Source organism: Pseudomonas oryzihabitans (assembly GCF_006384975.1).
Lineage (GTDB): Bacteria > Pseudomonadota > Gammaproteobacteria > Pseudomonadales > Pseudomonadaceae > Chryseomonas > Chryseomonas psychrotolerans_B.
In genome coordinates, this window is the sequence record NZ_CP021645.1 from 4,027,135 (window position 1) to 4,044,725 (window position 17,591).

22 protein-coding genes and 1 other RNA gene are annotated in these 17,591 nt (G+C 66.1%); 13 read left to right on the top strand and 10 right to left on the bottom strand.

Going from position 1 to position 17,591, the window contains the following annotated elements; all coding sequences use genetic code 11:
• Positions 1-9: 9 nt before the first annotated feature.
• Positions 10-978 carry a CDP-6-deoxy-delta-3,4-glucoseen reductase gene (locus CCZ28_RS18080; RefSeq protein WP_140220238.1) on the top strand — a complete coding sequence of 323 codons (969 nt, stop codon included), beginning with the start codon at positions 10-12 and terminating at the stop codon, positions 976-978.
• Between the two features lie 120 nt (positions 979-1,098).
• Here the strand turns inward: CCZ28_RS18080 and glpT are convergent, their stop codons facing one another.
• On the bottom strand, positions 1,099-2,439 hold the full coding sequence (gene glpT / locus CCZ28_RS18085) for a glycerol-3-phosphate transporter (protein ID WP_140220240.1): 1,341 nt from the start codon (positions 2,437-2,439) through the stop codon (positions 1,099-1,101).
• A gap of 195 nt (positions 2,440-2,634) precedes the next feature.
• On the opposite strand from glpT, the gene CCZ28_RS18090 reads away from it, so the two are divergent.
• On the top strand, positions 2,635-3,660 hold the full coding sequence (locus CCZ28_RS18090; protein ID WP_140220242.1) for a DUF5924 family protein: 1,026 nt from the start codon (positions 2,635-2,637) through the stop codon (positions 3,658-3,660).
• A gap of 44 nt (positions 3,661-3,704) precedes the next feature.
• Complete coding sequence (locus CCZ28_RS18095; RefSeq protein ID WP_140220244.1) at positions 3,705-4,112, top strand: flagellar basal body-associated protein FliL; 408 nt, start codon at positions 3,705-3,707, stop codon at positions 4,110-4,112.
• 9 nt (positions 4,113-4,121) lie between these two features.
• Here the strand turns inward: CCZ28_RS18095 and CCZ28_RS18100 are convergent, their stop codons facing one another.
• The gene (locus CCZ28_RS18100; protein WP_140220246.1) at positions 4,122-4,577 is read right to left on the bottom strand and encodes an EVE domain-containing protein; all 456 of its coding nucleotides are present in this window, start codon (positions 4,575-4,577) and stop codon (positions 4,122-4,124) included.
• A 181-nt stretch (positions 4,578-4,758) separates the two neighbouring features.
• Between CCZ28_RS18100 and CCZ28_RS24495 the strand changes: the two genes are divergently transcribed.
• Positions 4,759-4,908, top strand: a complete 150-nt coding sequence (locus CCZ28_RS24495) for a hypothetical protein (protein WP_167509254.1) — start codon at positions 4,759-4,761, stop codon at positions 4,906-4,908.
• Between the two features lie 5 nt (positions 4,909-4,913).
• On the opposite strand, the gene CCZ28_RS18105 is transcribed toward CCZ28_RS24495, so the two are convergent.
• From CCZ28_RS18105 to CCZ28_RS18120, 4 genes are all read right to left on the bottom strand, one after another.
• The gene (locus CCZ28_RS18105) at positions 4,914-5,528 is read right to left on the bottom strand and encodes a 5-formyltetrahydrofolate cyclo-ligase (RefSeq protein ID WP_140220248.1); all 615 of its coding nucleotides are present in this window, start codon (positions 5,526-5,528) and stop codon (positions 4,914-4,916) included.
• A 10-nt stretch (positions 5,529-5,538) separates the two neighbouring features.
• Positions 5,539-5,716: non-coding RNA, 6S RNA (ssrS, locus tag CCZ28_RS18110), on the bottom strand.
• Positions 5,717-5,795: 79 nt separating this feature from the next.
• Positions 5,796-6,104 (bottom strand): cell division protein ZapA, encoded by a 309-nt coding sequence (locus tag CCZ28_RS18115; RefSeq protein WP_140220250.1) that lies wholly within the window; start codon positions 6,102-6,104, stop codon positions 5,796-5,798.
• Positions 6,101-6,331, bottom strand: a complete 231-nt coding sequence (locus CCZ28_RS18120) for a TIGR02449 family protein (RefSeq protein ID WP_140220252.1) — start codon at positions 6,329-6,331, stop codon at positions 6,101-6,103. The genes CCZ28_RS18115 and CCZ28_RS18120 overlap by 4 nt, the downstream gene beginning before the upstream one ends.
• 98 nt (positions 6,332-6,429) lie before the next feature.
• Here CCZ28_RS18120 and CCZ28_RS18125 point away from each other — a divergent pair, with 98 nt between their 5' ends.
• Genes CCZ28_RS18125 through CCZ28_RS18140 form a run of 4 tightly spaced genes read left to right on the top strand, consistent with a single transcriptional unit; the run spans position 6,430 to position 10,757 of the window.
• Positions 6,430-6,984, top strand: a complete 555-nt coding sequence (locus CCZ28_RS18125) for a UPF0149 family protein (protein WP_140220254.1) — start codon at positions 6,430-6,432, stop codon at positions 6,982-6,984.
• Between the two features lie 6 nt (positions 6,985-6,990).
• On the top strand, positions 6,991-8,340 hold the full coding sequence (gene pepP / locus CCZ28_RS18130) for a Xaa-Pro aminopeptidase (protein ID WP_140220256.1): 1,350 nt from the start codon (positions 6,991-6,993) through the stop codon (positions 8,338-8,340).
• Positions 8,327-9,508: a 2-octaprenyl-6-methoxyphenyl hydroxylase gene (gene ubiH, locus CCZ28_RS18135; RefSeq protein ID WP_140220258.1), complete on the top strand. Its 1,182-nt coding sequence runs from the start codon at positions 8,327-8,329 to the stop codon at positions 9,506-9,508. The genes pepP and ubiH overlap by 14 nt, the downstream gene beginning before the upstream one ends.
• A gap of 19 nt (positions 9,509-9,527) precedes the next feature.
• Positions 9,528-10,757 carry a 2-octaprenyl-3-methyl-6-methoxy-1,4-benzoquinol hydroxylase gene (locus CCZ28_RS18140; RefSeq protein WP_140220260.1) on the top strand — a complete coding sequence of 410 codons (1,230 nt, stop codon included), beginning with the start codon at positions 9,528-9,530 and terminating at the stop codon, positions 10,755-10,757.
• Positions 10,758-10,814: 57 nt separating this feature from the next.
• Here CCZ28_RS18140 and CCZ28_RS18145 read toward each other — a convergent pair whose 3' ends face one another.
• Both CCZ28_RS18145 and CCZ28_RS18150 read right to left on the bottom strand, forming a co-directional pair.
• Positions 10,815-12,074, bottom strand: a complete 1,260-nt coding sequence (locus tag CCZ28_RS18145; protein WP_140220262.1) for an OmpP1/FadL family transporter — start codon at positions 12,072-12,074, stop codon at positions 10,815-10,817.
• Positions 12,075-12,223: 149 nt separating this feature from the next.
• Complete coding sequence (locus CCZ28_RS18150; protein WP_205894599.1) at positions 12,224-12,520, bottom strand: ArsR/SmtB family transcription factor; 297 nt, start codon at positions 12,518-12,520, stop codon at positions 12,224-12,226.
• Between the two features lie 343 nt (positions 12,521-12,863).
• On the opposite strand from CCZ28_RS18150, the gene CCZ28_RS24890 reads away from it, so the two are divergent.
• The gene (locus CCZ28_RS24890; RefSeq protein ID WP_346764004.1) at positions 12,864-13,118 is read left to right on the top strand and encodes a YeeE/YedE family protein; all 255 of its coding nucleotides are present in this window, start codon (positions 12,864-12,866) and stop codon (positions 13,116-13,118) included.
• Between the two features lie 4 nt (positions 13,119-13,122).
• The gene (locus CCZ28_RS18160; protein ID WP_140220264.1) at positions 13,123-13,548 is read left to right on the top strand and encodes a YeeE/YedE family protein; all 426 of its coding nucleotides are present in this window, start codon (positions 13,123-13,125) and stop codon (positions 13,546-13,548) included.
• A gap of 50 nt (positions 13,549-13,598) precedes the next feature.
• Here the strand turns inward: CCZ28_RS18160 and cysQ are convergent, their stop codons facing one another.
• The gene (gene cysQ, locus CCZ28_RS18165; protein ID WP_140220265.1) at positions 13,599-14,432 is read right to left on the bottom strand and encodes a 3'(2'),5'-bisphosphate nucleotidase CysQ; all 834 of its coding nucleotides are present in this window, start codon (positions 14,430-14,432) and stop codon (positions 13,599-13,601) included.
• Positions 14,429-14,995, bottom strand: coding sequence for an ADP compounds hydrolase NudE (nudE, locus tag CCZ28_RS18170; RefSeq protein ID WP_058779417.1), 567 nt, complete (start codon positions 14,993-14,995; stop codon positions 14,429-14,431). Before nudE ends, cysQ begins: the two co-directional genes overlap by 4 nt.
• Before the next feature lie 63 nt (positions 14,996-15,058).
• On the opposite strand from nudE, the gene yrfG reads away from it, so the two are divergent.
• The 3 genes from yrfG to fdhD all read left to right on the top strand — a co-directional run bounded on the left by yrfG (position 15,059) and on the right by fdhD (position 17,590).
• Positions 15,059-15,718, top strand: coding sequence for a GMP/IMP nucleotidase (gene yrfG / locus CCZ28_RS18175; RefSeq protein WP_140220266.1), 660 nt, complete (start codon positions 15,059-15,061; stop codon positions 15,716-15,718).
• Between the two features lie 69 nt (positions 15,719-15,787).
• On the top strand, positions 15,788-16,681 hold the full coding sequence (locus CCZ28_RS18180; RefSeq protein ID WP_140220267.1) for a LysR family transcriptional regulator: 894 nt from the start codon (positions 15,788-15,790) through the stop codon (positions 16,679-16,681).
• Positions 16,682-16,774: 93 nt separating this feature from the next.
• Entirely contained in the window at positions 16,775-17,590 is an 816-nt protein-coding gene (gene fdhD, locus CCZ28_RS18185) for a formate dehydrogenase accessory sulfurtransferase FdhD (RefSeq protein WP_140220268.1), read from the top strand.
• Position 17,591: the final 1 nt, after the last annotated feature.

A 17,591-nucleotide genomic window follows, 5' to 3' on the forward strand; every position in this document is an offset into this window, starting at 1 on the left:
GAGACACCTATGAAGGTCACCCTGCAGCCCTCGGGGGCGGTACTGGAAACCCTACCCGGGGAGGCGATCCTGGCGGCGGCGCAGCGCCTCGGCTACAGCGGGCCGCACAGCTGCCGCAATGGCAATTGCCAGCTCTGCGCCGCGCTGCTGGTGGAAGGCCAGGTCGACCAGCGCGGCCAGACTGCCGACCACGGCGAGATCTACGTCTGCGTGGCGGTCCCCCTGACCGATTGCCTGCTGCAGTGGGACGGGGTACTGGCGCCCGGCGAGTTGCCGGTGCGTAAGCTGGCCTGCCAGGTGGTGGCGCTGGATGATGTCGGAGGCGATGTGCGCCGCGTGCGGTTGCGTGCCCCGGCCGGACGTCCGCCGCGCTATCACGCCGGCCAGTACCTGATGATCGCCCGCGACGATGGCAAGCAGTCGGCCTTTTCCCTGGCCTCGGCCCCGCACCAGGAGCGTGAGCTGGAGCTGCACGTGCTGGCCCGCGAGGCCAGCAGCCAGGCGCTGTTGGCACAACTCGAGCGCAAGGGCATGGCCCAGGTCGAGCTGCCCTATGGCGATGCGCATCTGGCTGAGCTACCGGATGGTCCCCTGGTGCTGATCGCCGCCGGCACCGGCATGGCGCAGATGCACAGCCTGATCGAAGACGCTCGCACCCGTGGCTTCGCCCATCCGGTGCATCTGTACTGGGGCGTCCGTACGCCCGAGGACTTCTACGCCATCGAGGCCTGGGACGACTGGGCAAGCCTGCCCAATCTCGTCTTGAACCGGGTAGTGAGCGATGCCTGTGGCTGGGAAGGCCGCTGTGGCCTACTGCACGAGGTGGTGCGCGCCGACTTCGCCGACCTGAGCGGCCTGCACGTCTATGCCAGCGGCTCGCCGGCGATGGTCTACGCCACCCTGGATGCCCTGGTGGAAGCCGGCATGGACGCCCACCAGATGCGTGCCGACGTCTTCGCCTACGCGCCGCGGAGCTAGCCCCACCGGCATGGCTGCGATAAATACATCCGTAGGGTGGAAAACCGCGCAGCGTTTTCCACCTTGAGCCCCGGTTGATGAGGCTACGCCGTCATCCACGCTACGGGATCATGTCCAGGCTCAGCGCCCCGTCTTGGCTACCATCCCGGTGTGCCTCAGCGTCAGTGCCAGGAAGGCGATGGCCAGCACGCAGGAGCCGATCAGCAGCATGAAGCCGCCATCCCAGCCGAAGTGATCCACGGTGTAGCCCACCAGGGCATTGGCGGCCACTGAGCCACCCAGGTAGCCGAACAGACCGGTAAAGCCTGCGGCGGTACCGGCGGCCTTCTTGGGGACCAGCTCCAGCGCCTGCAGGCCGATCAGCATCACCGGGCCGTAGATCAGGAAGCCGATGCAGACCAGGGCGGCCAGGTCGACGCCGGGGTTGCCTTCCGGGTTGAGCCAGTAGACCAGGGTGGCGACCATCACGCCGAGCATGAACACCACGCCGGTGGCGCCACGATTGCCGCGGAACAGCTTGTCCGAGAGCCAGCCGCAGAGCAGGGTGCCAGGGATGCCGGCCCACTCGTAGAAGAAATAGGCCCAGGAGGTTTTGTCCACCGAGAAGTGCTTGGCTTCCTTGAGGTAGGTGGGCGCCCAGTCCAGCACGCCATAGCGCAGCAGGTAGACGAAGACGTTGGCGAAGGCGATGTACCAGAGCAGGCGATTCTTCAGCACGTATTCGACGAAGATCTCCTTGGTGGAGAATTCGCGCTCGTGGCCTTCGCTGTAGCCCTCGGGAAAGTCCTGCTTCCATTGCTCCACCGATGGCAGGCCACAGGATTGCGGGGTGTCTCTCATGGTGATGAAGGCGAACACGGCCACTGCCAGGGCGACCACCGCCGGGACATAGAAAGCCGAGCGCCAGTCGTCGAACAGGAACAGGCCGAGTAGGAACAGCGGGCCGATCAGACCGCCGCCGACATTGTGGGCGACGTTCCATACCGAGACCACGCCGCCACGCTCCTTCTGCGACCACCAGTGCACCATGGTGCGACCGCTGGGCGGCCAGCCCATTCCTTGGAACCAGCCGTTGAGGAACAGCAGGACGAACATGATGCCGACACTGGAGGTGGCCCAAGGTGCGAATCCGAACAGCAGCATCACCAGGGCGGACAGCACCAGGCCAGCGGGCAGAAAGTAGCGCGGATTGGAGCGATCCGAGACCAGACCCATGAGGAACTTGGACAGTCCGTAGGCGATGGCTACCGCGGAGAGCGCCACGCCCAGTTCGCCCCGGCTATAGCCTTGCTCCACCAGCGAGGGCATGGCCAGGGAGAAGTTCTTGCGCAGCAGATAGTAGCCGGCGTAGCCGATGAAGATTCCGGCGAAGATCTGCCAGCGCAGGCGGCGATAGATGGGGTCGATGCGATCAGCGGGCAGGGGCGGGCGATGAGCCGCAGGGGCGAAGATTCCAAGCATGAGTGCCTCGGTATTGTTATAGGTATTAAGCGAAATCGAACATTTCCAGTTCGTTTTCGAATATTACAATGATATTACAGCGTGACTAGGCTTTTCCGCTCTGTGGCAGCGGACCGGGGGTTTTGCCGCTTGATCTGCAGCGACGGCGCGCCTAGGGTTGCGCCTCTATGCCGTTGTCGTTTTTCGCGAGTCGCTATGCCTGCCTGGAAAGTCCTGTCCTCCCGTGCCGTGACGCTGGTTACCGCTCTGTTCGAGCGCTATCCGCGGCTGATCGCCCTCGCCGGTTTCATCTCGGGGATCTGCAGCTTCCTGCTGGTCGACCGGCAGAAGGGCTTCGCCCCGGTGATGGCCGTGGTCATGCTGGCGAGCTGGGTCTGGTTGATGCTGGAAAACGTGCTCCGTGGCTGGGTCAGCCGCCGCTTCGGCTGGGAGCTGCCACCGCCGTTGCTGCGCTACGCTACCCAATTGATCCATCAGGAAAGCCTGTTCTTCTGCCTGCCGTTCTTCGCCATCACCACCGCCTGGAACAGCGGCCAGGCGCTGTTCACCGGGCTGCTCGGCGCGGCCGCGCTGGTCTCCATCATCGATCCGCTCTACTACAAGGCGCTCGCCCCGCGACGCTGGGTGTTCCTCAGCTACCACACCCTGACGCTGTTCGCGGTGCTGCTCACGGCTTTGCCGATCATCCTGCACCTGACCACCACCCAGAGCTACGAACTGGCCCTGGGCGTCGCCGTGCTGCTGTCCTTTCCCAGTCTGGCAGTTGCCTTCCGGGTGCGGCTGGGCTGGCGCTGGCTGGGGCTGCTGGCGCTGTGCCTGGCCATTGGCGCCTTCGGCTGGGTGGGGCGCGCCTGGGTACCGCCGGCCACCCTGTGGCTGACCGACATGGGCATGAGCACCGACTTCGACAGTCTCAAGCGCGAGCCGGGTGAGGCGGTGAAGAGCCTGAGCGCTGCCCAACTGCGGGCCCAGGGACTCTATGCCTTCACCGCCATCAATGCGCCGCGAGGTCTGAACGAGCGCATCTATCACGTCTGGCGCCATGCCGGTCAGGAGGTGGATCGTATCCCCCTGGATATCAGCGGCGGTCGCGAGGCCGGCTATCGCGCCTGGACCCACAAGCAGAACTTCCCCGGCGACGTGACCGGCCGTTGGCAGGTGCAAGTGGTAACGGACGTCGGCCAGGTGATCGGAACCCTCAGGTTCGAGGTGACCCCTTGAGCCGTGCTGGCTATGCTGCAGCCATCCACCCGTGAGGATCCATCGTGAAAGCTGTCGCCGCCATTTTGTTGTCCTTCTGCCTGGCCTTGAATGTCTGGGCGAGCGAAGAGAAGAAGGAAGGGGAAGCCCCCAAGACCGAGTTCTACAATCTGACCCCGGCGCTGGTCGGCAACTACGGCAGTGGTCCCAAGCTCAAGTACTACAAGGCCGACATCGCCCTGATGATGACCGGCAAGGAAGCCAAGGAGAAAGTGGAATTCCACGAGCCGCTGATCCGCAATCAGCTGGTGATGCTGTTCGCCCAGCAGACCGACGAGTCCATGGCTGGTGTGGAGGCGCGCGAGAAATTGCGCCAGGAAGCGCTCAAGCAGGTCCAGCAGGTGCTTACTCAGGAAGAAGGCAAGCCCCTGGTGGAGGACCTGCTGTTCAACAACCTGATCGTCCAGCCCTGAGACGATGGCTCAGCCGCGGCCCGCGGCGACAATGGCCGCCCATTCGGCTGGGCTGACCGGCATTACCGACAGCCGATTGCCCTTGCGCAGCAGGGCGAAGTCGGCGAGTGCCGGCAGCTCGCGCAGGCGCGGCAGGGTCAGCACCCGTGGAAAGGCCTCGACGAAGGCGACCTGGCGCGCCGTCCAGGGGTTGTTCTCCGCCGTAGCCTTGGGGGCGTGGTAGGGGCTCTGCGGATCCAGTGCGGTGGGGTCGGCGAAGGCCTCGCCGAGGACCCGGCCGATGCCAGCGATACCGGGTTCGGCGCAGCTCGAATGATGGAAGAAGAACAGGTCGTCGGGCGCCATGGCACGCAGGAAGTTGCGTGCCTGGTAGTTGCGCACGCCATCCCAGCGGCCCTCGCCCAGGCGTTGCAGGTCGTTTAGCGAAAACTCATCGGGCTCGGATTTCAACAGCCAGAAGGCCACGGTTCGTCTCCTGACGAATGGAAGCTCGGGAGCTTAACGGAAAGGGGCTGGTCGATTGCAAGGGGCGACCGCTTGTCGCAGAATGCCGCGCATTCCAGATGAAGTCTGATCGTACGCGCTGAGCATACAGGGCGACGTCGTGTCCTGCCCAAAGGTGCCAGCAAGGGGGTGGCCCAGCTCGATGAAACGTAAACCTGATTTGCTATGGGTACTGGTCCTGATCTTCACCCTGGGTGTCGTTACCACGGGGTACACGCAGAGCCTCTGGGAGCAACGCCAGAGCCAGCAGCAGTATGGCCGCTACGCCAGCGAAATGCCGCCGGCGCGCTAGGTTCGTCAATCCGGCTGGCCGTACCAGCCGCCATCGCTGACTACGGCCGCCATGGGTACGTCCCAGGCCGCCAGTGCCAACCGCTCCACCTTCTGACATTCATGGGCGCAACCGATCAAGCGCGGGCTGCGCCAGTGCTGCCTGCGCGCCAAATAGGCCAGGTTGCGGTCATAGAAGCCCTTGCCCATGCCCAGGCGCCCGCCTTGGGGATCGAAGCCCACCAGCGGCATCAGGATGAGATCCAGCGCCCAGGTCGGTCGACCCAGCCGTCGATCCGGGCGCGGCTCGGCGATGCCGAAGCGATTGCGTACCCAGGATTCGCCACGGCCGACCCGCTGAAAGATCATCGCCGTGCGCGGCCAGCGGGAGAGCACCGGTAGATAGGTGGCCTTGCCGCGGCGCTGGGCTTCTTCGAACAGCGGGCGCGGATCGATCTCGCCATCGCTGGGGAGATAGAAGGCGATATGGCGGGCGCGTCGAAACAATGGATGCTGCGCGAGTTGCCGATAGAGCTGGCGAGCGGCCTGGCGTTGCTGGATGGGAGTAAGGGCACGGCGGCGCTGACGCAACAGTTTGCGCAGTGCGGGACGACTGAGGTCGGGGGAGGGAGGGGTGGTCATGGAAATCGATGAGCTCTCCGGAATGCCGCTGCCGGTGTAGCCCTTGAACCCTTGGTTCAAGGTGGGAGAAGTCGTAGACCTTTAGGCTTTCCGCCGTGGCGGACATGCACACCAGTCTTACGAGCAACCCCCGGGGTGTTGCTTATCGGCTCGGGGACATGACCGACTGGCGCACACACCAGAGAGTGGCCTTCAGTATACGCCCCTGAGCCGAGATGCAAACCCCCGCCTATCCCGGCACAGGCCAGCAGCCGCCAGGCCGACTGGTCAGGCGGTGGTGTCGTGTTCGGTGATCAGGGCGCGGTCGACCCGGTCCAGCAGGTCGCGTACCCGCTCACGGGTGCTGCTGACTTCCAGGCTGACATCGTCCTGGCGGTGCAGCAGTTCGTGGGTGATGTTGAGGGCGGCCATCACGGCCACGCGGTCGGCGCCGATGACCTTACCGCTGGCGCGGATCTCGCGCATCTTGCCATCGAGGTAACGGGCGGTGCTCTCCAGGTTGGCACGCTCGTCGGCGGGGCAACTGATGCGATATTCCTTTTCCAGAATCTGGACGGTCACGGTCTCGGTGCTCATGAGTCCTGCTCCAAGGCTTTCAGGCGTAAAATCATCGCTTCGACCTTCGATCTGGCCAATTCGTTCTTCTCGATCAACTCGGCGCGTTCCTGGCGCCAGTTGCGCTCGCTATGGCGCAGTTGTCGATTCTGCTGCTGGAGTTCCTCGAGACGCAGGAGCAGCCGCTCCACACGGTCACCGAGGGCGTCCAGATCGGCGTCGAGAGGCGTGTCGCGAGACTCGCGCATGAGGGCTACAGCTCCAGAAGGGTGCAACGAGATTGGCCGCCGGCGGGGTCAGCGCGTAGGATAAGGCTTCATTCTAGCCAGCACCTCACCTCGACGCCATGTCCAGCTCAGCATCCGCCTACGCCGCCTTCGCCACCCTGCTCGCCGAGGCCGCCCTGCCGGTCTCGCCCGCCGAACTCCACGGTCACCTGCTCGGACGGGTGTGCGGCGGTGCGGGCTTCGACGAGAACGACTGGCTGGCTGCGGCCAGTGAACTGCTCGGGGGCGCCCCGAACGAGCGCCTGCAGGCGGCGCTGTCGGGTCTGCTCGGCATGGTGCAGCAGGAATTCGCTGGCCAGCAGGTGGCGCTGGTGCTGCTGCTGCCATCGGACGAGACGCCGCTGGCCGAGCGTACCGCCGCCCTGGGCCAGTGGTGCCAGGGATTCCTTGGCGGCTTCGGCCTGTCGGGGCGTACTGGTGAGGTCTCCGGGGAGGCCCGCGAGGTACTCGAGGATCTGGCCGCCATCGCCCAGATCCAGGAGCCGGCCGAGGAAGGCGAAGAGGGCGAGAACGACTTCATGGAGGTGACCGAGTACCTGCGTGTGGCGCCCTTGCTGCTCTACGGCGAGTACGGTCGCGGCCCCATTCCCGAACCGGCTCCCGTGGTGCACTGAGCGGCCATGCCGCGGATCCACAAGGCTGAATTCGCCCGGCGCCGGCGTGCGCTGATGGCCGAGATCGGCAGTGGCGGCATCGCCTTGCTGCCGGCCGCGCCGGTGTGCCTGCGCAACCGCGACATCGAGCAGCCCTACCGTCAGGACAGTGATTTCCAGTACCTCACCGGCTTTCCCGAACCCGAAGCCCTGGCCGTGCTGATTCCCGGCCGCGCCCATGGCGAATACCTGCTGTTCTGCCGCGAGCGGGACGCCGAGCTGGAGCGCTGGGAGGGCCGGCGCGCGGGTCAGGAAGGAGCGCTGGCCGACTATGGTGCGGACGATGCCTTTCCCATCGGCGATCTGGACGACATCCTGCCGGGCCTGCTGGAAGGCCGCGAGCGGGTCTACTACGCCATGGGCGCCCACCCGGAATTCGAGCGGCAACTGCTCAACTGGATCGAACTAATTCGCGCCAAGGCCGACCAGGGTGCCTCGCCGCCGCGGGAACTCCTGGCGCTGGATACTCTGTTGCACGACAGCCGGCTGTACAAGTCGGCCGCCGAGGTGCGGCTGCTCAAGGCCGCCGCCGAGCTGACCTGCGCCGCCCACCTGCGGGCCATGCAGGCCTGCCGACCGGGCCTGCGCGAGTATCACCTGGAGGCGGAGTTGGACTACTGCTTCCGCCAGGGTGGGGCGCGCCTGGCCGCCTACGGCTCCATCGTCGCGTCTGGCGCCAATGCCTGCATCATGCACTACCAGGCCAACGATGCGCCCCTGCGCGATGGCGACCTGGTACTGATCGATGCCGGCTGCGAGCTGGAGTGCTATGCCAGCGACGTGACCCGTACCTTTCCGGTCAATGGCCGCTTCTCGCCCGAGCAGCGGCAGCTTTACGACATCGTGCTGGCCGCCAACCAGGCCGCCATCGCCTGCGTGGCGCCGGGACGGCACTGGAACGAACCCCACGAGGCCACGGTCAGGGTGATCACCGAGGGACTGTTGGCCCTGGGCCTGCTCGACGGCGAACTGGACGAACTGATCGAAGCGGGCGCCTGTCGCGACTTCTATATGCATCGCGCCGGCCACTGGCTGGGGCTGGATGTCCATGACGTCGGCGAGTACCGCATCGGCGAACAGTGGCGGATGCTGGAGCCGGGCATGGTGCTGACCGTGGAGCCCGGTCTCTATATCCCGCCGGATGCCGAGGTGCCGCGCAAGTGGCGTGGCCTGGGTATCCGTATCGAGGACGAGGTGCTGGTGACGCGCCAGGGTTGCGAGGTGCTGACCGCCGGTCTGCCCAAGGCGGCCGCGGAGATCGAGGATTTGATGGCGGCCGCGCGCGACCGCCGGGAGAACGCTCATGCAACGTCCTGATATCGCCATCATCGGCGGCGGCCTGGTCGGCGCCAGCCTGGCCCTGGCCCTGCAGGCCGGCGCCAAGGCGCGCGGTTGGCGCATCCTGCTGGTGGAGCCCTTCGCCCCCGGCGATACCTACCAGCCGAGCTACGACGCCCGCTCCTCGGCTCTGTCCTATGGCTCGCGGCTGATCTACCAGCGCCTCGGTGTCTGGGACGCCCTGGCCGAGCATGCCGAGGCGATCCGCGAGATCCAGGTGTCGGACCAGGGGCGCTTCGGCGTGACCCAGTTGCTCGCCCGCGACGAGAACCTGCCAGCGCTGGGCTACGTGGTGGAAAACGCCTGGATCGGCCAGGTGCTCTGGCAGGCGCTGGATCGCGAGGTGGTGGACTGGCGCTGCCCGGCCGAGGTGCGCCGACTCACCGCCATCCCCGACGGCTATCGCCTGGAACTGGACGACGGCGCGACCCTGGAGTGTGGGCTGGCGGTGCTGGCCGATGGCGGACGCTCGGCGCTGCGCGAAGCCCTTGGTATCGAGGTGCGGCGGACGGTGTACGAGCAGACTGCGTTGATCGCTAACGTCTCCACCAATCTCGGTCATGGTGGGCGTGCCTTCGAGCGCTTCACGCCCCATGGCCCCCTGGCGCTGCTGCCCTTGCCGGGCCAGCGTAGCGCCCTGGTCTGGACCCAGCCGGACAGCGAGGCCCTGCGGCTGCAGCAGGCGCCGGAGGCGGTCTTCCTCGCCGAACTGCAACGCGCCGTGGGCTATCGCCTGGGCAGCTTCACCCAGGTCGGTACCCGGCATGCCTATCCGCTGACGCTCTTGGAAGCCAGTGAGCAGGTGCGGCCACACCTGGTGGTGCTGGGCAATGCCGCTCACAGCCTGCATCCCATCGCCGGCCAGGGCTTCAATCTGTCGCTGCGCGACGTCGACAGCCTGGCCGAGTGCCTGTTGGATAGCGCCACGGCGCCCGGCGACTTCGCCGTCCTGCAGGACTATTTGCGGCGCCAGCGCCTGGACCAGCAACTGACCATCGGCTTTTCCGATCGTATCACCCGGCTGTTTTCCAACAGCCGGCCCTGGCTGAGTGCCGGACGCAACCTGGGCCTGGTCGGCCTGGAGCTGTGCCCGCCGGCCAAGAGTGCCTTCGCCCGCCAGGCCATGGGCCTGGGCACCCGTCCCTGACCTGCGAGGAGAAACGAGAATGCTGACCCATGCGGATCTGGTGATCGTCGGTGCCGGCATGGTCGGCAGCGCCCTGGCCCTGGCCCTGGCCGACAGCGGCCTGTCGGTGGTGCTGCTCGACCGCGGCCCGCTCAAGCCCGGAGCGGTCGAAAGCGATTTGCCCTTCGAACCCCGGGTCAGTGCCCTGTCGCTGGCCAGCCAGCGCATCCTGCAGCGCCTCGGTGCCTGGGATGGCATCCTGGCGCGCCGCGTAAGCCCCTACCAGGCCATGCACGTCTGGGACGGCTCTGGCACCGGTGCGGTGCATTTCGAGGCGGCCAGCGTGCACGCCGAGGTGCTCGGCCACATCGTCGAGAATCGTGTGGTGCAGGACGCCCTGCTCGAACGCCTGGCCGAAGCCAACGTTCTGCTCCTGCCCGAGGCGCGCCTGGAATTGCTGCGCCGCTCGGGCGACCAGTGGCTGGTGCAACTGGCCGGCGACCGCCAGATCCGCGCGCCGCTGGTGGTGGCTGCCGATGGCGCCACCTCCGCCGTGCGCCGCCTGGCCGGGCTGGAAACCCGCGAATGGGACTATCTGCACCATGCCATCGTTACCAGCGTGCGCTGCGCCGAGTCGCACCAGCGCACCGCCTGGCAGAGATTCACCGATGATGGCCCCCTGGCCTTCCTGCCGCTGGATCGCGGTGGCGATACCCGCTGGTGCTCCATCGTCTGGTCCTGCACGCCCAAGCAGGCCGAGCGGCTGATGGCCCTGGACGACGCGGCCTTCTGCCAGGCTCTGGGCGAGGCCTTCGAGCATCGCCTGGGCAAGGTGGAATGCAGCGATACGCGGCTGTGCATTCCGCTGCGCCAGCGTCACGCCAAGCGTTATGTGGAACCGGGCCTGGCGCTGATCGGCGATGCCGCTCACGTCATCCATCCACTCGCCGGCCAGGGCGTCAACCTGGGCTTTCTCGACGCCGCGGTGCTGGCCGAGGAATTGCGCCATGCCCAGGCGCGTGGCGAATCCATCGCCGAACAACGAGTGCTGGAGCGCTACGAGCGTCGGCGCATGCCGCACAACCTGGCGATGATGGCGGCGATGGAAGGCTTCCAGCGCCTGTTCCAGGACGACCGCCTGCCGCTGCGCTGGCTGCGCAACGCCGCCCTCAAGCAGGTGGATCGCCATTTCGAAGCCAAGGCGCTGTTCGTCCGTCGCGCGCTGGGCCTCTCCGGCGATGTGCCGGAGTTGGCGCGGGTGGTGGCCTGAGGCGCGAGCTGGCTAGGAAGGCTAAGCCAAGTGGCTCATCTCGTAACGAGGTCGCGCTCAGAATTTCCAGCCGTAGGCCAGTCCGACGATGTCCTGCTTCATCTTCAGATCAGCCTCACCGCCGCCGAAGGCGGCTGGAATCGAGCCTTTACCGTCGACCTTCTTCTCGAAGCCGTGGGTATAGGCGAGGCTGAGTTCGCTCTTCGCGCTGGTGGCCCAGGTCAGTCCCAGGCTCGCGTGATCCTGGATGACGCCGGGGGCGAGGATGTTCAGGAAGGTCTGACTGCGGGCGACGGGTTGGTCCGCATGGCTGTAGCCCGCGCGTAGGGTGAGTGCCGGCGTCAGGGCATAGCTCGCGGCGAACTTGTAGACGGTGACGTCGCGCCAGCCGAACCCCGGTCCTTGCGCTGAGCCGAGGGCGTTGCCCGCGAACACCGATTGCAGGGAGAAGGTGTTGGCGATCGAGCGGACGCTGCCGTACTTGATCTCCTGGACATCGGCGCCGAGTGTCAGGCGGGGCGTCGCCCGGTAGGACAGGCCGATGCCGTAGTTCTCCGGAATGTCGAAGCTGCCGCCGTCGGCGAAGAGTCCGGCGTAGCGGTCGAATTTGCGGGCCTCGATCTTGGACGACCAGGTCAGCCCTAGGGTCAGGCCGTCGAACACTTCGCCCTGCCAGCCCAGGCGAAAACCGACACCGGTGGAGGTGTCGTGGCCGCGGTCGGTCAGGTTATCACTATCGGAAGAGAATCCTGGGGCGCGGAAGGCACTCAGTCCCTTGGCCGCGAAGCGCTGGTACACCAGGTTGAGGCCGATGCCGACCGATTGCCGTTCGGTGAAACGGTAGGCAATCGACGGGGTGATGAATACCTGGGCGAGGTCCACGCCAGCGCTGCCGCTGCTACCGAAGGCGCCGTAGGGATTCTTCCGGTAATCGGTGTTCATGCCGCCATTGCCGTAAACCGCCAGGCCCACCCCGAGGCGGTCGGACAGCTGCTTGCTTACGCCGAATTCCGGAAGCAGGAAGACGTTCTTCGCGTTGCCGTTGTAGTGGCCGTCGGCGCCAGCCGCGTTGCCACTGATCTCGGACTGCCGGTCCGGGGCGAACAGAGTGGCCCCTAGGTCCAGGCGATCTCCGATCCAGGCGATACCGGCCGGATTGTTAGCCCCCGCCAGGGCATCCTGGGGTTGGGCGATGGCTACGCCTGCCTGTCCTTGCGCCTTGATGCCGTTACCGTGGGTGAAATAGCCATTGGTGGCCAGCGCCTGGCCTGTGCCTATGGTGAGCAACAGGCCGCAGAATCGTCTTCCCCATTTCATCGCCTTGGCTTCCCTCTCGTTGATGGCTGGTCGCCAGCCTTGGAGAGGTCAATTTAATATAATAAATATTGTTTAATTATAATATTAACGGAAATAGTTAGCTGTTCTAGTTATAAAGGAGCCGGCTCCCAGGCCGACGCGCCGGGTCATCAGCGTGGACAATAGAGCAGGTAGAGGGTGCTGAGCAGGTGCAACGCCCGGGGGTCCTGGACCGAGTAGAAGATGCGCTTGCCTTCGCGGCGGGTGTTGACCAGTCCTTCGGCGCGCAGCACTCCCAGTTGTTGAGAGAGGTTGGGTTGGCCGATGCCAAGCAGCTCTTCGAGTTCGCTGACGGCACGCTCGCCTTGGCTCAGCTGGCACAGCAGCAGCAGGCGATCCGGATGGCTGAGGGAGCGCAGCACGCCGGCGGCTTCGGTGGCGGCGGCGCGCATCTGCTGGATATCCATGGAAAACCTGTTGGGGGAGAAGAGCGCCGAGTATAGGGAATCGCCGTCCCCGAGAGAACGGCGCTGCTGGACGGTTGTGAAGGGGCGTCCGCTTATTGTGGAAATGGGGCTTACATTATATAAAATAATATATTGTTTATTGCGTCGTTCGTCGTGAGGTCCGCCTGTGTCCCTGAATTGGAGTGACCTTTCATTCGCGTCTGCCCTAGCCGGTGGCCTACTCATCGGACTGGCCGCTGCCTTGCTGCTACTGGGCTGCGGGCAGGTCGCGGGGATCAGTGGCATGCTCGGCCGACTATTACGCGGGCCCTGGGCTGGCACTGCTTGGTGCTGGAGTTTTCTGTTGGGCCTGATCCTGGCGCCGGTGCTGGCGCGATTGGTCGATGCCTTGCCGGCCGCGCCCATCCAGGCCGGTTGGCCGCTGCTGGTGGTAAGCGGCGCGCTGGTCGGCGTGGGGACGGGCATGGCCAATGGCTGCACCAGCGGACATGGGGTCTGCGGCCTGGCGCGGGGCTCCCGACGCTCCCTGGCCGCTACCCTGACCTTCATGGCGACCGGCATGCTTACGGTGTTCCTGGTCCGTCACCTGGGGAACTGACGGCATGACCACCCTTCTCGCCTTCGCCTGCGGGCTGGTCTTCGGTTTCGGCCTGTTGCTGTCGGGCATGAGCCAGCCCAGTCAGGTGCTTAGCTTCCTCGACGTCACCGGCAACTGGTCACCCCAACTGGCGCTGGTGATGCTCGGTGCCCTGGGCGTGGCGGTACCCGCCTACTGGCTGGCGCGTCGGCGCGGGCGCACGCTGCTGGGAGAGCCCTTGCGGTTGCCGACGACTCAGCGCATCGATCGTCGCCTGCTGCTGGGCGCCGCCCTTTTCGGGATCGGCTGGGGCCTGGCGGGCATCTGCCCGGGGCCGGCAGTGGTGCTGTTGGGCAGCGCTTCGCCTCAGGGCGCGTTGTTCCTGCTGGCCCTATTGGCTGGCAGATGGGCCTTCGAGCAGTGGGCTAGGCGGTGCTCGGCTGCCGACTAGCAGAGCTACCGCTTTCGAAGTCCGCAAAGTGGAGCGTCACCGAGGGCAGGTCAGGTCTGGCGGGCGAGCTCCAGTACCGTCTCCCGCCATTCCACGCCGCGGGGCAGGGCGAGGAAGTGCGGGTTGAGGAAGGATTCGCGCATCTCGTAGGTGAGGGGCTGGCCGTCCAGGGTCAGCACCTCGCCGCCAGCGCCTTCCAGCACGCCCTGGGCGGCGGCGGTGTCCCATTGGGAAGTGGGGGCCAGGCGCGGATAGAAGTCGGCCTTACCCTCGGCCAGCAGGCAGAACTTGAGCGAGCTGCCGACGCTAACCAGCTTGGGTTCGCCCACCGTGTTGCCCAGTTCGTCGAGCAGGCGTTGCTGGGTCGGACTGCTGTGACGACGACTGGCGACCACGGTGAAGGCCTCTTCCGGGTGGCTGCGCACGCCGATTTCGATGCCGTCCTCGCCTTGGATGCGGAAGGCGCCCAGTTCGCGCCCGCCGCTGAAGCAGACATCGCGGGTCGGGATGCCGACCACGCCGAAGATCACCTGGCCACGCTCGACCAGGGCCACGTTGACGGTGAATTCTTCGCTGCCGTCGATGAATTCCTTGGTGCCGTCCAGGGGATCGACCACCCACCAGACGTCCCAGGCGCTGCGCGCCGCGAAGGGAATGTCACAGGCCTCTTCCGACAGCACCGGCACCTCCGGCGTCAAACGCGCCAGGCCCTCGGCCAGTACCCGGTGGGCCGCGAGGTCGGCGGCGGTCACCGGCGAGTCGTCGCTCTTCTGCCGCACCGCCACGTTCTGCCGCCAGAAGGGCAGGGTGGCCGCGCCGGCCTGGCGCACCAGATCGATGACATTGAGCACCAGGGGCGCGGTGATGGAAACGGGAGCCATCATGCCGGCAGTTCTCCGCGTTGGGTGAGCAGGTCGCGCACCAGATAGAGGGCGGCCAGGGCGCGGCCTTCGGAGAAGCGTGGATTCTGCACCAGTTGCGAGAGCTCGCGCAGGTCGACGCTGCTGACCTCGATGGGTTCGGGTTCGTCCCCCGGCAGGCGCTCGGGATAGAGGTCGCGCGCCAGCACCACATGGATGCGCTGGCTCATGTAGCCGGGGCTCAGCGACAAGGCGGTGAGGTATTCCAGCTTATGGGCACCGAAGCCGGCTTCTTCCTTGAGTTCGCGATTGGCGGCGTCGAGGATCTCTTCGCCCGGCTCCACCAGGCCCTTGGGCAGCGACAGCTCGTAGTCTTCCACGCCGCCGCAGTATTCTTCGATGAGCAGGGCGCGGGTGGCGTCCTGCAGGGCCACCACCATTACCGCGCCATGGCCGGTGCCCTTGTTGGCCAGACGCTCGTAGGTGCGCTCCTCGCCGTTGGCGAAGCGCAGCTGCATCTCCTCGACGGTGAACAGACGGCTCTTGGCCACGATCTGCCGGGCGAGGACAGTGGGTTTCTGGCGCATGGACGGCTCCTGGGCTGGGCGGACGGGTATGATAACCCGCCTGTTACATGATCCGGAGTCACCATGACCCCTCTCGACTGGAGCCGTATCGACACCGTGTTGTTGGACATGGACGGCACCCTGCTCGACCTGCACTTCGACAACCATTTCTGGCTGGAGTACCTGCCGCAGCGTTATGCCGAGCGCCATGGCCAGTCCCTGGCGCTGGCCAAGGCCGAGCTGGAGCCTTTGTTTCGTAGCCACCAGGGCAAGCTGACCTGGTACTGCCTGGACTTCTGGAGCGCCGAGCTGGGCTTTTCCATGCGCGAGCTCAAGCAAGAGATCGCCCACCTCATCGCCCTGCGGCCGGACGCCGACACCTTCCTGGCCGCGCTGCAGCGTGCCGGCAAGCGCGTGGCGCTGATCACCAACGCCCATCGCGATTCCCTGTCGCTAAAGCTGGAGCGTATCGAGCTGGCGCCCTATTTCGACCGGCTGATCAGCTCCCACGACTACGGCTTCCCCAAGGAAGAGCAGCAATTCTGGCACGCCCTGCAGGCCGACTTCGCCTTCGATCCGGCGCGCACCCTGTTCATCGACGACAACCTGCCGATCCTGCGCAGCGCCCGCGACTATGGCGTCGCCCACCTGCTGGCGATCCATGAGCCGGACAGCCGCCGCGGACCCAAGGACAGCGAGGAGTTCGAGGCGGTGCGGGATTATCGGGAGATACTGCCCGCTTGAAGAAAGACCCTCACCCCGGCCCTCTCCCAGGGGGAGAGGGGGTTAAGCAGGCGAGAGCGGAGTAGACCGGTGGATATCAAGCAGCTGCGCTTTCTCATCGCCCTGGACGAGACGCGCCATTTCGGCCAGGCGGCAGCGCGCTGCCATGTGACCCAGCCGACCCTGTCCATGCGCCTGCGTGGCCTGGAGGACGAACTGGGCGTGGAGCTGGTGCGGCGCGGCCAGCGTTTCGAGGGCTTCACCGAGGCCGGTCAGCGCATCCTCGCCTGGGCGCGGACCCTGATGGCTGCCCACGACGGCCTCTATGCCGAGGCCCAGGCCTTCCAGGGACAGTTGGTGGGCACCCTGAGGGTCGGCCTGGTACCGCTGGCCAGCTTCGACCCCATGCCGCTGCTCCAGCACCTGCGCCAACTGCACCCGAAGCTGCATTTCCAGCTCCAGGTACTGAGCACCGAGCGCATCCTCGAGGCGGTGGCCAGTAACCGCCTGGAGCTGGGCATCTCCTATCTGGAACACCTGGACCCGGCCCGCTTCGACAGCCTCATCCTCACCGAGACCCGCATGGGGCTGCTCTATGACGAGCGCCATTTCACCTTCGACCAGGCGGCGCTGGATTGGCAGGCGGTGGCCGGGCTGCCGCTGGGCCTGCTCACTGGTGCCATGCATTTCCGCCAGTCGGTGGATCATGGCTTTCGCAGTCTCGGGCTGACGCCCCAGCCGGTACTGGAGACCGATGCCGTCTATCTGTTGCTACAGGCGGTCAACGCCGGGCTGTGCTGCGCCGTGGTGCCTCTCGCCGGCGGCTTCGACCGCCTGACGCCCCATGCCCGGCTGATTCCCATCGATACCGCCCGTACCCTGACCCCGCTGGGATTGCTCATTCGTCGGACCGAACCCCGACTGGCGGTCGCCGATGCCTGCTTCCAGGCGATCAAGGCCCTCTATGCCGCCAGTGATAGATAGGGCTTATCAAGGCATCGGTCATAGCGATTAGACGCCCTGGGGTCTGCTGGTTAATCTTTGATCTGTGTCAAACCGCCGCAGGTCGTTTTGCCCATGTCCCAGGACTCGCCAGATCCCGTTGCCCCGCTGCCCGCCGGCTATGCCTTCGCCGAGCTGGAGCAGCCCGCCGTGCGCGGCGAGCAGCCACTGGCCGAGGAAGTGGCGCTGGCCATCGCCTACAACGGCATCAGCCATGCCGTGATGATGGCGACCCCGGCCGACGTGGAAGACTATGTGGTCGGTTTCAGCCTCAGCGCCGGCATCGTCGAGTCCATCGACGACATCTATGGCATCCAGGTGCGCCGGGTCGGTGAAGCCTTGAATGTCGACGTCGAGATCAGCAGCCGTACCTTCTGGGCACTCAAGCAGCAGCGCCGCCAATTGGCCGGTACCAGCGGCTGTGGCCTCTGCGGGGTCGAGGCTCTGGAGCAGGCGCTGCCGCAGCTGGACCGGCTACGCAAGGTGCCCCTGCCGCCGGCCAACCACCTGCACGACCTGCGCCAGCGCATCGATGCCGCCCAGGACCTGGGCCAGCGCAGTGGCGCGGTGCATGCCGCGCTGTTCATCGACGGCCAAGGCGAATTGACCCTCTGCCGCGAGGATATCGGCCGGCACAACGCTTTGGACAAGCTCATCGGTGCCCTGCTGCGCCAGCGCCAACCGGTGCGCGAAGGCTGCGTGGTGGTCACCAGTCGCTGCAGTCTCGAACTTATCCACAAGGCGGTGCGCGCCGGGCTCGCCACCCTCATCACCCTGTCGGCCCCCACCGGGCTGGCCGTGGAGTGGGCCCGTCGCCATCGTCTCAACCTGATCCACCTGCCACACCGGTCGCCGCCGCGGGTCTATGCCCCGGCGCCCGTCGCCTCCTGAA